General features: G+C 65.4%; 14 protein-coding genes and 2 pseudogenes. 12 read left to right on the forward strand and 4 right to left on the reverse strand.

Going from position 1 to position 13,170, the window contains the following annotated elements; all coding sequences use genetic code 11:
- The first annotated feature begins 177 nt into the window (after positions 1–177).
- The 9 genes and pseudogenes from FM113_RS04240 (at position 178) to FM113_RS04280 (ending at position 7,695) form a co-directional block, all read left to right on the forward strand.
- Complete coding sequence (locus FM113_RS04240) at positions 178–1,596, forward strand: IS30-like element ISPfr9 family transposase (protein WP_087011843.1); 1,419 nt, start codon at positions 178–180, stop codon at positions 1,594–1,596.
- A 149-nt stretch (positions 1,597–1,745) separates the two neighbouring features.
- Entirely contained in the window at positions 1,746–3,101 is a 1,356-nt protein-coding gene (locus FM113_RS04245; RefSeq protein ID WP_055085869.1) for an FAD-dependent oxidoreductase, read from the forward strand.
- Positions 3,102–3,110: 9 nt separating this feature from the next.
- A pseudogene (locus FM113_RS04250) lies at positions 3,111–4,415 on the forward strand (transposase); the annotation flags it as partial.
- A pseudogene (gene istB / locus FM113_RS04255) lies at positions 4,412–5,235 on the forward strand (IS21-like element helper ATPase IstB). The pseudogenes FM113_RS04250 and istB, both read left to right, overlap by 4 nt.
- A gap of 84 nt (positions 5,236–5,319) precedes the next feature.
- Positions 5,320–5,820: a GNAT family N-acetyltransferase gene (locus FM113_RS04260; RefSeq protein WP_087011845.1), complete on the forward strand. Its 501-nt coding sequence runs from the start codon at positions 5,320–5,322 to the stop codon at positions 5,818–5,820.
- 110 nt (positions 5,821–5,930) lie between these two features.
- A complete protein-coding gene (locus FM113_RS04265) occupies positions 5,931–6,287 on the forward strand; it encodes a helix-turn-helix transcriptional regulator (RefSeq protein WP_087011847.1) in 357 nt (118 codons plus the stop codon).
- Between the two features lie 2 nt (positions 6,288–6,289).
- A complete protein-coding gene (locus tag FM113_RS04270) occupies positions 6,290–6,802 on the forward strand; it encodes an SRPBCC family protein (protein WP_087011849.1) in 513 nt (170 codons plus the stop codon).
- 11 nt (positions 6,803–6,813) lie between these two features.
- Positions 6,814–7,278, forward strand: coding sequence for an SRPBCC domain-containing protein (locus FM113_RS04275; protein ID WP_176387073.1), 465 nt, complete (start codon positions 6,814–6,816; stop codon positions 7,276–7,278).
- A gap of 60 nt (positions 7,279–7,338) precedes the next feature.
- Positions 7,339–7,695, forward strand: a complete 357-nt coding sequence (locus FM113_RS04280) for a GNAT family N-acetyltransferase (protein WP_206661106.1) — start codon at positions 7,339–7,341, stop codon at positions 7,693–7,695.
- 196 nt (positions 7,696–7,891) lie between these two features.
- Here FM113_RS04280 and FM113_RS04285 read toward each other — a convergent pair whose 3' ends face one another.
- Positions 7,892–8,440 carry a GNAT family N-acetyltransferase gene (locus tag FM113_RS04285; RefSeq protein ID WP_087011852.1) on the reverse strand — a complete coding sequence of 183 codons (549 nt, stop codon included), beginning with the start codon at positions 8,438–8,440 and terminating at the stop codon, positions 7,892–7,894.
- Between the two features lie 157 nt (positions 8,441–8,597).
- Here FM113_RS04285 and FM113_RS04290 point away from each other — a divergent pair, with 157 nt between their 5' ends.
- Together FM113_RS04290 and FM113_RS18595 are read left to right on the forward strand one after the other, a co-directional pair.
- Positions 8,598–9,236 carry a transposase gene (locus FM113_RS04290; RefSeq protein ID WP_217895953.1) on the forward strand — a complete coding sequence of 213 codons (639 nt, stop codon included), beginning with the start codon at positions 8,598–8,600 and terminating at the stop codon, positions 9,234–9,236.
- 61 nt (positions 9,237–9,297) lie between these two features.
- Entirely contained in the window at positions 9,298–9,468 is a 171-nt protein-coding gene (locus FM113_RS18595; protein WP_369676686.1) for an integrase core domain-containing protein, read from the forward strand.
- Between the two features lie 36 nt (positions 9,469–9,504).
- On the opposite strand, the gene FM113_RS04300 is transcribed toward FM113_RS18595, so the two are convergent.
- The 3 genes from FM113_RS04300 to FM113_RS04310 all read right to left on the reverse strand — a co-directional run bounded on the left by FM113_RS04300 (position 9,505) and on the right by FM113_RS04310 (position 12,101).
- On the reverse strand, positions 9,505–9,870 hold the full coding sequence (locus FM113_RS04300) for a hypothetical protein (RefSeq protein WP_087011857.1): 366 nt from the start codon (positions 9,868–9,870) through the stop codon (positions 9,505–9,507).
- 86 nt (positions 9,871–9,956) lie between these two features.
- Positions 9,957–11,231 (reverse strand): MFS transporter, encoded by a 1,275-nt coding sequence (locus tag FM113_RS04305; protein WP_087011859.1) that lies wholly within the window; start codon positions 11,229–11,231, stop codon positions 9,957–9,959.
- 135 nt (positions 11,232–11,366) lie between these two features.
- A complete protein-coding gene (locus FM113_RS04310) occupies positions 11,367–12,101 on the reverse strand; it encodes a siderophore-interacting protein (protein WP_176387074.1) in 735 nt (244 codons plus the stop codon).
- A gap of 208 nt (positions 12,102–12,309) precedes the next feature.
- Here FM113_RS04310 and FM113_RS04315 point away from each other — a divergent pair, with 208 nt between their 5' ends.
- On the forward strand, positions 12,310–12,939 hold the full coding sequence (locus FM113_RS04315) for a TetR/AcrR family transcriptional regulator C-terminal domain-containing protein (RefSeq protein ID WP_087011863.1): 630 nt from the start codon (positions 12,310–12,312) through the stop codon (positions 12,937–12,939).
- Positions 12,940–13,170 lie beyond the last annotated feature (231 nt).

Here is a 13,170-nt window from a genome sequence, read left to right on the forward strand (position 1 = left end):
CCGCCTAGGAATCAACTAAGCCGAAGCCCCATACACAAAGGAACGGACAGACCCATGTGCGCGCGTTGCTGCGCACGGCCTCAGCACACTCTGAGTGTCGTTCTGTGGGCGCATTCAACTGGTCGTCGCAACACCTTGATGTGAGAGGTGTGGAGGATGGCTACCAAGCATTGGTGCATGAGGACTGGCGATGTCCCCGAGGGGTTGCGGCGTCAGTGGCGAGCGGACAGGGCCTTGCGGCCGGCGATGTTCTCTCCGGGCAGGCCGCAACCGTCTCGGACGGTGCAGCGTGACTTCTGGCGTCTCATTGCGACGGGGATCTCAACGGCGGAGGCCGCGCTCGTGGTGGGTGTGTCGATCCCGGTGGCCTCGCGGTGGTTCCGCCACGCTGGCGGCATGCCACCGATCAGTCTGGTCGAACCCAGTGGGCGATATCTCAGCTTCGCCGAGCGTGAGGAGATCGCCATCCTGAAGGCCCAGGGCAAGGGGGTTCGCACCATCGCCCAGGCTCTGGGCCGTGATCCAGGCACGATCAGTCGTGAGCTGCGCCGCAACGCCGCTACCCGAGGCGGGAAACTCGAATACCGAGCCATGGTCGCCCAGTGGAAAGCCCACGAGGCCGCCAAGAGGCCCAAAGAAGCGAAGATGGTGACCAACCCGCGGCTGCGTGACTACGTCCAGGACCGGCTCGCCGGCAAGGTCACCCACCCTGACGGCCGCACCGTCAACGGCCCAGACACGCCAGTCTGGAAAGGGTTGAACAAGCCCCACCGGGCCGACCGTCGCTGGTCGAAGGCCTGGAGCCCGGAGCAGATCAGCCACCGCCTGCGCATCGAGTTCGGTTATGATGAGTCCATGCGGATCAGTCACGAGGCGATCTACCAGTCACTGTTCATCGAGGGCCGCGGGGCGCTGAAGCGGGACCTGGTGACCTGCCTGCGCACCGGCAGGGCTCTGCGCTCGCCGCGTGAGCGTTCGCGGAACAAGCCCCATGGCCATGTCACCGCCGATGTCGTGATCAGCGAACGGCCCGCGGAGGCCGCGGATCGGGCTGTTCCCGGCCACTGGGAAGGCGACCTGATCATCGGCACCGGCCGCTCCGCGATCGGCACCTTGGTCGAACGCCACAGCCGCGCCACGATCCTGGTCCATCTGCCTCGCTTGGAGGGCTGGGGCCAGACGCCGCCGGTCAAGAACGGCCCCTCGCTGGGCGGTTACGGTGCGGTCGCGATGAACACCGCGCTCGCCGCGTCGATCACCGCTCTGCCGCAGCAGCTGCGCAAGACCATCACCTGGGACCGCGGCAAGGAACTATCCGCTCACGCCACCTTCGCCCTGGAGACCGGCACGAAGGTCTACTTCGCTGACCCCCACAGCCCCTGGCAGCGGCCCAGCAACGAGAACACCAACGGGCTGCTGCGTCAGTACTTCCCCAAGGGCACCGACCTGTCCCGCTGGACAGCAGAAGATCTGGAAGCCGTGGCCCACACCCTAAACAGCCGCCCCCGCAAGACCCTCGGCTGGAGAACACCGGCCGAGGTCCTCGAAGAGCAACTACAATCCTTGGAAGAAGCCGGTGTTGCGACGACCGGTTGAACTTGCCGTGGCTCCGACCAGCAGAGCGATGTCAGCAGTTGGCTTTCCATCTCAGCGGTGCCGCTGGAAGGATGCCCACCGGCAAATCCCGCACCTCGTGGATTGCGAGCGTTGCGAGCGAGAGCGTGCCTACGCGAAGGAGAATTGTGATGGACGTTGACCTGCTGGTGATCGGCTGGGGCAAGGCAGGCAAGACCCTGGCGGGGCGCTTCGCGGCCGCCGGCAAGACCGTGGCGCTGGTGGAGCGCTCGCCCGAGATGTACGGCGGCACCTGCATCAACATCGGCTGCGTGCCGACCAAGGACCTCGTCGTCTCGGCCGAGGAGCGTCGCGACTCCGACGACCCGCAGGAGTTCTTCCGCACCGCCGTCGCCGGCCGCGACGCGCTGATCGGCACGCTCAACGCCGCGAACCACCAGATGCTGGAGAAGCCGGGCGTCACCCTGGTGGACGGCACCGCCCGGTTCACCGGCCCGCGGACGGTCGTCGTCGACACCGCCGAGGGCCAGGTGGAGCTCACCGGCGAGACCGTGGTGATCGGCACCGGTGCGACCTCGCGCCGCGTCGACCTGCCCGGCTTCGACTCACCGCGGGTGTTCGACTCGACCACCATCCAGCACATCGACCCGCTGCCCGAACGGCTGGTGATCGTGGGCGGCGGCTTCATTGGGCTGGAGTTCGCTAGCATGTTCACCCACTTCGGCTCCAAGGTCACCATCCTCGACCGCGGCGAGGAGTTCCTTCCCCGCGTCGACCGGGACGTGGCCGAGGCCGTGAGGCAGACCCTGCTCGACATGGGCGTCACCATCGAGCAGGGCGTGCGGCCCACGTCGCTGGACGACGACGGCACACACGCCGTGGTGCACACCACCAAGGGCGATTTCGCGGCCGAGGCCGTGCTGGTGGCCGCCGGACGCGTGCCGGTCACCGGCGAGCTGGGACTGGAGGCCGCCGGCATCGAGGTGGACGAGCGGGGCTTCGTCGTCGTGGACGACCAGCTGCAGACCAGCGTCCCCGGTGTGTACGCGGTGGGCGACGTCAACGGCGGCCCGCAGTTCACCTACATCTCGCTGGACGACAACCGCATCGTGTGGGACGCGGTGATGGGCCAGGGCACGCGCCGCCGCAGCGACCGCGTGGCGGTGCCGAACACCACCTTCATCACCCCGCCGCTGTCGATGGTGGGCATGGACGAGACCCAGGCCCGCAAGTCCGGCCGCAACGTCCTGATGGCGAAGAAGGAGGTGGCGAAGATCGCCGCCATGCCCCGGCCGAAGATCGTCGGCGAGACCCACGGCCTGTTCAAGCTGTTCGTCGACGCCGACAGCCAAGAGATCCTCGGCGCGACGATCTTCTCCATCGACTCCCAGGAGCTGGTCAACATGGTCGCCCTGGCCATCCGGCTGGGCGCCAAGGTCTCCGACCTGCGCGACGGGATCTGGACCCACCCGTCCAGCACCGAGGCCTTCAACGAGGTGCTCGGCACCCTGGAGCCATTGGCCTGACCGGTGATGCGCCGGGTGGAAGCGATGGTGCCGCAGGACCACGCCCCCGAGGCCGAGGCCGAGGTCGACTTCGGCGAGGTCTACGTCATCCTCGACGGCGTCAAGACCAAGTGCCACATGTTCGTCTACCGCCTGTCCCACTCCGGCAAGGCCATCCACCGCGTCTACCCGACCGGCGGACAGGAGGCCTTCCTCGAAGGACACATCGAGGCCTTCCACACCCTGGGCGGCATCCCCACCCGCCACATCCGCTACGACAACCTCACCTCCGCCGTCGTCCAGGTCATCCACGGCGGCGACCGGCTACGCGACGAGAACGAACGCTGGGTGCTGTTCCGCTCCCACTACGGCTTCGACGCGTTCTACTGCCAGCCCGGCATCGACGGCGCCCACGAGAAAGGCGGCGTCGAGGGCGAGGTCGGATGGTTCCGCCGCAACCACCTCACCCCCATGCCCGAAGTCGCCACCCTCGACGAACTCAACGACAAGATCCGCGCCTGGGAGCACGACGACAACACCCGCCGCATCACCGGCCACGCCAACACGATCGGGCAGGACTACCACGCCGAGCTGCCCCACCTGGCACCGTTGTCGGCCGACGACTTCGACCCCGGCCTGATCCTCCACCCCCGCGTCGATCGCTCCGCCCTGATCACCGTCCGCATGGTCAAGTACTCCGTCCCCGCGCACCTGATCGGGCAACGCGTCCGCGTGTCCCTGCGGGCCTCGTGCGTGGTCGTGTTCGAGGGCCGCACCGTCCTCGCCACCCACCCTCGCCTCGGCACCCGTGGCGTGACCCGGGTCGAGTTGGACCACTACCTCGAGGTCCTACGCCACAAGCCCGGCGCGTTCCCCGGCTCCACCGCCCTGGCGCAGGCCCGCGCCGCCGGGGCATTCACCGCAGCCCACGACGCGTTCTGGGCCGCGGCCCGCAAGACCAGCGGCGACGTCGCCGGCACCCAAGCGTTGATCGACGTGCTCCTGCTCCACCGATCCCTCCCGGCCGATGCCGTGATCGCTGGCATCACCTCAGCCCTGTCGGTCGGCGCGATCAGCCCCGACGTCGTCGCCGTCGAAGCCCGCCGCCACGCCACCGGCCACACACCCGCCCCAGCCAGCCCGACCAGGGGCGGGACGGTCGTGAACCTGCCACCACGACGTCCCACCGACCCGCACCAGGTCATCGCGCACCTGCCCGAGGACACTCGCCCCCTGCCCACTGTCACCGCCTACGACGAACTCCTGCGTCGTCGCCAACCCGACCCCGCCCCGGCCAGCGCCGAGGTCCACCACATCCAGACAGGAACCCCATGACCATCAGCACCAGCCACCGCCAGGGCGGTCTTCGCCGCCGTCACAGCCTCACCGAGCAAGCCGCCCAAGCCGCGATCGACCAGGCCTGCCGCCGGCTCCGGCTGCCCACGATCCGCGCCGTGGTCGATGACGCCGTCGCGGCCGCCACGAAGGAACAACTCACCTACCAAGGCTTCCTCGCCGAACTTCTCCTGGCCGAGGTCGACGACCGCGACCGCAGCTCCACCCTGCGCCGCATCAAGAGCGCCGGCTTCCCCCGCGAGAAGTGGCTCGTCGACTTCGACTTCACCGCAAACCCCAACATCAACCCCGCCACCATCAACGAGCTCGCCACCGGCGACTGGATCCGCCGCGGCGACCCCCTGTGCCTGATCGGGGACTCCGGCACCGGCAAATCCCACCTGCTCATCGCGCTCGGCACCGCCGCCGCCGAACAGGGCTACCGCGTCCGCTACACCCTCGCCACCCGGCTCGTGAACGAACTCGTCGAAGCCGCCGACGAGAAACAACTCACCAAGACCATCAACCGCTACGGCCGTGTCGACCTCCTCGTTATTGATGAACTCGGCTACGTGGAACTCGACCGGCGCGGGGCCGAACTGCTGTTCCAGGTCCTCACCGAACGCGAGGAGAAGAACGCCATCGCGATCGCGTCCAACCAGTCCTTCTCCGCCTGGACCGACACCTTCACCGACCCCGCCTGTGCGCAGCGATCGTCGACCGACTCACCTACAACGCCACCTTCATCGAAACCGGCACCAACTCCTACCGCCTCGCCCACACCCGCGCCCGCCACCACACCCCCACCACAGGCGCGTGACATTGATCATCTGCCGAATGGCGCGCGTTGCGGAGGATCCAAATTCGTTGCCGGATCACCCCAACGGACGGGAGACTGGCATGCATGGCTTCCGGCACAGATCCCGACGAGTGGGCACAGCAACTGACTTTCATACCGATGACCGTGGAGTCGGCACACGTCATCGCAGACACCTGGAAGTACCCAGCCCCCTACGACTTCTACGACACCACCGCCGATCGTGACGACTACGAGGAGTTCATCAGCCCCGACCAGTGGCCCTCACACTTCTGGCAGGTCCACCACGGCGGTGACCTCGTCGGCTTCTTCACCGCCGAACCGAGCGGCGACGAAACTGTCCAGGAGATCAGTCTCGGACTGCACCCCGACCTCACCGGCGGCGGGCGAGGGCTGGCCTTCCTCCGGAGCGGACTGGCCCATGTCGCAGCCGCCACCGGCGTAGTCCGCATCCGCCTCAGCGTCGCCGCCTTCAACCAACGAGCCATCAGGGTCTACAAGGCAGCCGGCTTCACCACCGTCCGCTCCTACCTACAGCCAACCAACGGCAGCACCTACGAGTTCGTCGAGATGGAACGCCGAAGCTGAGGACGATCATGCGCACATGCCGCGACCGGCAAAGTGCGTGACAGGGCTGATCTGCCGAATTGCGCGCGTTACGTCTTGACGTATATGGAACCAATTGGTTCCATATTTGCATGGTCGACACCTTCGATGCTTTGGCGCATCCCGCCCGGCGAGCACTGCTTGACGAGCTCCGGATGGGACCCCGGCCTGCAGGTGAACTGGGCGCCTCTCTCGACATCAGCCGGGAAGCCGTCTCGAAGCACCTACGACTCATGGCCGAATCCGGACTCCTGATCGTCGAGACCCAAGGCAGACAGAGGATCTACGCGATCAACCCCGACGCCCTTGCAGCAGTCGACACCTGGCTGGTCCCCTACCGAGCCTTCTGGGACCAGCACCTCGACGCCTTGGAAACAGAGGTGGCCCGGGGCCGACGCCACACCGACCGGCTGTCCAGCAACCGACACCCATTCAGCAAAGGAGCCTGAGCATGGAACACCAGATGGGCACCATCGCCCGATCCGGCGGACAGAGCACGATCACGCATACGCGCGTCATCAAGACCACTCCCGAAGACCTTTGGGATGCGATCACCAACCCCGAACGCGCCGCACGGTGGCTCGGAGCACTCAGCGTCGACCTGGTCAAAGGCGGCCACTACGAGCTGGTGTTCGACGCATCCGACCCTGACAGCCGCGTCGAGGGGATCGTCCTCTCGTGCACGCCGCCGCGTCAGCTCGTAGCGACCTGGAGCGCGCCGGAAGAATCCGCCTCGCGGGTCAGCGTCACCCTCTCACCATGCGACGACGGCACCCTGCTGGAGCTGGTACACGCCGGGCTCCAGCCCCCCGCCTCGGACACCGGACATGCCGCAGGCTGGCACATCCACCTGGACCAGCTCATGGCCGGCGTCGAGCGCAACCAGTGGCAGGACCTCTGGGGTTCCTTCGACCAGGTCCACGACGCCTACGTACTGCGCTACACCTCCCTCCAGGACCAGTAACCATGCCGCTCGTGACCGCCACCTCCACCACCCAGTCCCTACATGTGGAGTGGGTCGTCGCCACGGCTCCAGAGGGTTTGTGGGCACACATCACCAACCCGACACTCCTGCCGCAGTGGCTCGGGCGCCACGTCGGCGGCTGCCTCACTGTCGGGGACGTGCTCAAGATCGACCACGGCGAGGGATACGTGTCTTCCAGCCGCGTCCACCGGGTACAACCCCTCGAACAGTTCGCCATGAGCTGGGACTTCCCCGGGGAGCAGACCTCCGAGATCTGCATGATGATCCAACCCGACACCGCCGACCATGCGCGTCTGACCCTGGACCACGCGGGAATCATCGACCCGAGGTCTACATACCTGCCGGGATGGGTGTGCCACCTGCCCTACCTCGACAGCAGCCTCAACGGACACCCACTCCCACCCGAGGCCTTCTGGAACCTCCACACCACGCTCACGCGGCTCACCACTCCGTGAGGAATTCGACCTGTCGCCAGCGGTGATGCATTACCGGATCTGCCGCATACGGTGGTGCCCATGCCCGAGTTCGCGGAGTTCACTGACGACAGCGGAGACCTCGATCCGCTGCCCGTGCTGGTCAGCACCTTGGCCAACGAGGACGTCCGCGCATGCGCGACATTGGCGGCAGCCCGCGAGGATGAGCCAATGGATCGCTGGATCGGTGCCTTCCAACGAGCGCTCGAGGATGATCGCCAGCTCGTCCTTGTGGCTCGTTCTGGCTCGGACCTCGTGGGCTATGGGAAGGCGAGTTGGCTGCAGCTGCCAGCCGACTGCAATGCCCCCTCGGGCTGGTACCTCACCGGTGTTGTGGTGGACCCAGCCGTACGTCGTCGAGGCGTGGGACGGCTGCTGACTCGCGCTCGACTCATCTAGCTACGAAGGCGAGGCGTTCGACAGGTCTGGTACTTCGCCAACGCCCTCAACCAAGCCTCCCTGGCGCTCCACGCACACCTTGGCTTTGGCGAAATCACCCGCGACTTCGCAATTCCGGGCGTCACCTTCTCGGGCGGGCAAGGTGCGCTGGCCTGCTGGGACGCCGCTTCCAATTGAACGCGCACTTCTGACGCGATCAGCGGGGATCGGTGTCCAGGATTGCGTATACATAGGAGTCGAGCCACCGTCCTGAACGATGCAGGGAATCGGTGCGGAAGTGGGCCTCGCGGCGCATGCCGATCTTCTCCATGATGCGCGCTGAGGCGGCGTTGTCGGCGAAGCAGTAGGCCGTCACCCGACGAGCTCCCGAGGCGAACGAGATGTCCAGCAGGGCCCTGGCGAACTCGGTGCCGATCCCTCGGCCCTGATGGCCCGGTGCCACGACCCACCCGATCTCAACCTGTGCGCCGTCGACCTGGTCGGCAACCTCGGACTGCGCCCATGCCTGTTCCGGTGCGATCTTGCCCGTCGCCACGATCGTGCCGGCCATCTCGGCGACGTAGTTGCTGTCGAGCCCGGCGACCCACCGTTCCTTGTTCTGCTCTGGCGAGGTGGGGATGGCGGTCAGCCACCGATTGAGCTCATCGTCTTCGCGCCAGGGCCAGATCTCCTCGGCATCACTGGCTCGACCCTTGCGGATGACCAAACGCTGTGTGGCCCATGGGCCGGTGCCTTGCTCGCTCATGGTGAACCCCTCCTGGGTGGTTCTCGGGTCCAGAGACCCATCCTTGCCCGCTGCTCGCTTCGACCGCCAGCCGATAACCGCTCATGCCGCTGGTCTCGCGCAAGGTGGGTCCATTCCTGGCCGTCACCCCGGGGCCAAGTGGGGTTGACATAGCCAGGTGAAGGAGCGCACCGGGGCGATGGTGACGCTCAAGGCGATGCTCGTCCACGCCACCGAGGACCTCCGCCGAGAGACCGCCAAGAAAACGCAGAAGATGGTCGCCCGGCACTGCGCCGCTCTCCGACCCCACGGGCTGGCGACGCCCGAGGACGCGAACCGGCACGCGCTCAGGTCGATCGCGAAACGTTGGATCGCTCTGAACGACGAGATCAAGGAACTCGAGGCGCAGATCGAGCAGCTCGTCCTGCAGCGCGCCCCGCACCTGCTCGACGAGTTCGGCATCGGCGTCGACACTGCCGCGGAGATCCTCATCGTCGCCGGCGACAACCCCGAACGCATCCATTCCGAAGCCGCGTTCGCGAAACTTGCTGGCATCAGCCCGGTCCCGACCGGCTCAGGGATGACCAGCGGGAAGCACAGGATCAACCACGGCGGACATCGGCAACTCAACGCCGCGATCTATCGGACCGTCATCGTCAGAATGAGATTCCACGAACCCACCATCGCCTACGTCGCCCGACGAACCGCCGAAGGCAAAAGCAAGCGCGACATCATCCGCTGCTTGAAACGCTACGTCATCCGCGAGGTCTATCACCTCATCAAGACCGACCCGAAAACCGGCGAGATCATGAGTTGACAACTATAGGAGCATCAACTCCCTCGCGGAGTCGCAGATCGGCCTGTACAAGTCCGAGCTGATCCACCACGAAGGGCCCTGGCGCGACGTCGACCAAGTCGAGGCCGCCACTGCCTCCTGGGTGCTGTGGTTCAACACCGAACGCACCCACGGCTCCATCGACGACCTCACGCCCCTCGAGGTCGAACAACTCGACTACGCTCGCAACGAACCGGTCGAACAAGCCGGCTGACACCAGCAAAACACTCTCCAGACACGCCGGGGCGAGTCAGTCACCTTCCGCGAGCCGGTAATTGAACGGTGCGCGGTGCAAGGCCCCTCCGGCGGCTCCCGTGCCAATGCAACGCCCGAACTGGGACGGGTAGTTGGTATCGGAAACCGTCACCCCGGCCTCGAGGATCATCGCCTGCGCCCACCTGTCGATGTCGAGCAGGTTCGTACCGGCCCGGCATCGCTCTCTGAGGCTGTAGAGGATGTCGCGGACTAGCAGGCCCTTGACTCTCACGTGATCGGGCTCAGAGCAGGTCTGGGAATCTCGATCGCTGTGCTCAGCCTTTTCCTCGATAGCACCCGACTCGGGGTGACCCAACCGCAGAACGATGACGCTCGAAGGCCAGCGACACATGCTGCCCATCAGTGGTTTCTCGTGTCCGAGTAGCCCGCGCTTACCTTCGCGACCGAGCATGTCAGAGACCCAGAGACAGGCCGTGTCAGTCGGAGCTAGTTCAAAGACGGGGCCGCCGAATGCGTGTGTCCCCCAATGACCCGGTTTCGTCCGCTGAGGTATCCGAGGCCAGCGAGGATGATGCATATGACGACCATTCCGGTTAGTACCGGCGTCCGGTCTCCTGTGGTGTCGTGGAGGGCGCCAAAAACGAGCGGGCCTGCGGCGGCGACGAGGTAGCCGAGGGTCTGGGCCATACCGGACAGGCTCGCGGCTTGGCCGTGGTGCGTGGTGCGCAGGCCGAAGAACGACAGTGCGAGGACGACGTTTACTCCTGCGGCGAACCCCAGTACGCAGATCCAGACCAGCGCGAGTTGTGGTGCGAAGTAGATTCCCGCGAGTCCGGCGGCGACAAGGAGCGGGCCCGTGACCGCGAGAAGTCGTTGGTCTCGCATTCGGGGGATCATGACGGCGCAGACGAGACTCGCGAGCACTCCGAGCGCGTTGAGGACGAACTGGTGGATGTTGATCTCGTAAGCACGGATTCCGGCAGCGGCTTCGATGGAGGGCAGCCAGGTGATCAGACTGTAGAAGATCAGGGATTGCAGTCCCATGAACAAGGTCACCTGCCAGCCGAGAAGGCTCGTCCATGGGGAGCGCCACGTCGCGTGATGCGCTTTCGGGAGCTCGAGTGCGATGTCTTCCTCCGAAGCGGTGAGCACGGTCCGCCTGCGCAGCTGCGGAGCAAAGACCCCGAGGCTGATGAGTGCAAGCCCGGCCCACATCCCCAGAGGAAGTCTCCATCCGAGCGCGGTCGCCCCGGCGAGCGGCGCTGCAATTCCTGCTGCCACCGCCGCGAAGGTCGACTGCAGGGCGGAGTATCCGCCGGTGACTTGGGCGATCTTGTTCGGGAAGTCGCGTTTGATGAGTGCCGGGAGGACGACGTTGAGGATCGCGATGGCCACCCCAATGAGGACGGTCCCAATCCACAGCAGTGCCAGTGGTGGTGTGGAGCGGGTGATGAGTCCTGCGATGAGGAGGAGCAGGCTGATCCCGATCGTGCGTTCGAGCCCGAGTCGGTGAGCGATGCGCGGGGCAATGGGTGACACGAGCGCGAACGCCACCAGCGGCAGGCTGATGAGCGCTGACGAGAGCAGCGCGCTGATCTGGGTGGAGCGTGCGATCTCAGGTAGTACCGGGCCGACCGTGGTGATGGCCGCACGTAGGTTGCCCGCGACAAGCAAAATCCCGATAAGCACCAGCAGTGCCGACGGCTGAATGCGCACGCGTCGCGGGCGGGTTAATGTGGGCAGGGTGTCAGTGTGAAGCATCGTGTCTTTCTTGAGAGCTGGATCCGCAGATCATTCGATCGTCGTCGGCTGTAGTGCAGGACCCCGCAGCGATGATGAGGTTCGTGGACTCAGGGCAGGTGGCGTAGATCCAAGGCGGAGGAGGACGTCCGCTCGTCACTGCCGTTTCCAGTAGTTCCCTGCGTGGATAGCACTGCGGGGTACACCGGCCCGGCGGAGGCGTGTGACGAGTTCGTGTGTGAAAGAGCGCTCCCCCGCGATGCCGACGAGGTCAGGAACCAGAGGGAGTCTGCGTGCGAGCATCGTTGAAACGAACGCCTCCCATGCAGCGCTTTGCTCGCCCTGCTTCGGTACAGCGACGACCGTGACGTGGTCGGCAGATCGATCTACTTCTGTCGCCGCCACCGTGCGGGGAACGTACAACGTTGTGGGTACCTCTGATGGGGTCTCTGCCGCGACAGCGAGAGCTGCGGGAGCGCCTGCCTCATCGGCAATGAGTAGCTGCCACCGGGTGTCGGCAGGGACATAGTAGCGGCGCCCGTTGTCGATGACATCGACCGTGGACCCGAGCGGTGCATCCTCCGCCCAGGTACTGAGCGGACTCTCGCCGTGCAGCAAGATGTCGAAGTCGATCTCCAGCGCGTCCGCGCGGTAGCCACTGACCGTGAGACGTCGACGGAGTGGGCGGGTAAGCGCTGCTGCGAACCCCCACTGCGATGCTGCGCTCCATGGATCCGCGATCATCGGCACCATGTAACGCCAGGCTTCTTCCTCAGGCCAAGGGATCAGCAGCGTGCATCGCTGATCCCCGCCCTGGTAACGGAAACTCTCTAGGCCGAACCCGCCCAAGGTCACGCGGACCGCACTTTCCCCGATCGGACGACGCTCCACGAGCGTCAACTCCTGCCTGCGTCCGAGGAAGGGGCGCCTACACCATGGCGGAGTGTGGCGGCGATCGCCGCTGTGTAACGAAGACATGGAGTTCACCTTTCTGGACCGGCGACACTCATCGCCTTCTTGATTAGGACACCCTAACTCAGACTTGATTAGGATACCCTATCTGTGAACGAAAGCGCACACCAAGCAAGAGAGGGCGAGGATGCCGCCACGCAGACACACCCGTCAGGACGTGATCGACGCCGCGTTAGAGCTGCTGAACGAACACGGCTTGGATGCTGTCACCATCCGCGAAGTCGCACGACGCATGCGAGTCAACGTGAACACCGTGTCTTTCCAGGTCGGGACAAAAGCACGCCTGCTCGGACTGATGTCAGACGCCGTATTGGCACATCTCTCCCTGGATGACCTACCCGAGGACGGGTTCCAGCGAGCAGAGGAGATCCTCAGTCGCTACCGACACACCCTGCTGACATACCGCGACGGTGCACGCCTCACCGCAGGCAACACGCCGTTCGAGGAGCACACACGGGACTTCACCGAGGAGCTCGTGACCGCCCTCAGTATCGCGGGCGTGCCCGACAGAGAAAGCGCGCACGGCATGTGGGCACTGTTCTACTTCCTGCTCGGCATCACCCAAGAACAACAAGCCGCGCAAATCCAAGCCGCCCCAGAAGAAGTTCCGCCCTCCGATAGATACCCGACTCTGCACCGCCTTCACCCGCACCTGTTCTCCGCAGACTTCGACGCATGCTACGACTTCGGTGTTGCCGCCATCCTCACCCACCTCCGCCAAAGCGTCCTGGCGCAAGAGCAACGAACGGACACCTGAAGGTGTCAGCGCGATCACACAATCCGAGCTCGCCGTATGCAGCAGCTTCATTCCAGTAGTGAGTCAGTGTCACCGGATCAGCACGGATCTTCGGATGGAATGACCTCAGCCATTCCTTCGACACCTACCGCGCAGGACTCTCTGTTTACAGGGAGGACCGCTCGTGAAACTCATGCGGGTCTGTCGGAAAGTTTGTGTGTGAGGGGTTCGGCGTGATCGGTTCGGCTTCGG

Origin of the sequence: Leucobacter sp. 7(1) (genome assembly GCF_900163635.1) — a bacterium.
Lineage (GTDB): Bacteria > Actinomycetota > Actinomycetes > Actinomycetales > Microbacteriaceae > Leucobacter.

Excerpts from the sequence above, each read along its gene's own strand:
- FM113_RS04240 (WP_087011843.1), top strand. The coding sequence starts at position 178 with ATGAGGACTGGCGATGTCCCCGAGGGGTTGCGGCGTCAGTGGCGAGCG.
- FM113_RS04245 (WP_055085869.1), top strand. The coding sequence starts at position 1,746 with ATGGACGTTGACCTGCTGGTGATCGGCTGGGGCAAGGCAGGCAAGACC.
- FM113_RS04260 (WP_087011845.1), top strand. The coding sequence starts at position 5,320 with ATGGCTTCCGGCACAGATCCCGACGAGTGGGCACAGCAACTGACTTTC.
- FM113_RS04265 (WP_087011847.1), top strand. The coding sequence starts at position 5,931 with ATGGTCGACACCTTCGATGCTTTGGCGCATCCCGCCCGGCGAGCACTG.
- FM113_RS04270 (WP_087011849.1), top strand. The coding sequence starts at position 6,290 with ATGGAACACCAGATGGGCACCATCGCCCGATCCGGCGGACAGAGCACG.
- FM113_RS04280 (WP_206661106.1), top strand. The coding sequence starts at position 7,339 with ATGCCCGAGTTCGCGGAGTTCACTGACGACAGCGGAGACCTCGATCCG.
- FM113_RS04285 (WP_087011852.1), bottom strand. The coding sequence starts at position 8,440 with ATGAGCGAGCAAGGCACCGGCCCATGGGCCACACAGCGTTTGGTCATC.
- FM113_RS04300 (WP_087011857.1), bottom strand. The coding sequence starts at position 9,870 with ATGGGCAGCATGTGTCGCTGGCCTTCGAGCGTCATCGTTCTGCGGTTG.
- FM113_RS04305 (WP_087011859.1), bottom strand. The coding sequence starts at position 11,231 with ATGCTTCACACTGACACCCTGCCCACATTAACCCGCCCGCGACGCGTG.
- FM113_RS04315 (WP_087011863.1), top strand. The coding sequence starts at position 12,310 with ATGCCGCCACGCAGACACACCCGTCAGGACGTGATCGACGCCGCGTTA.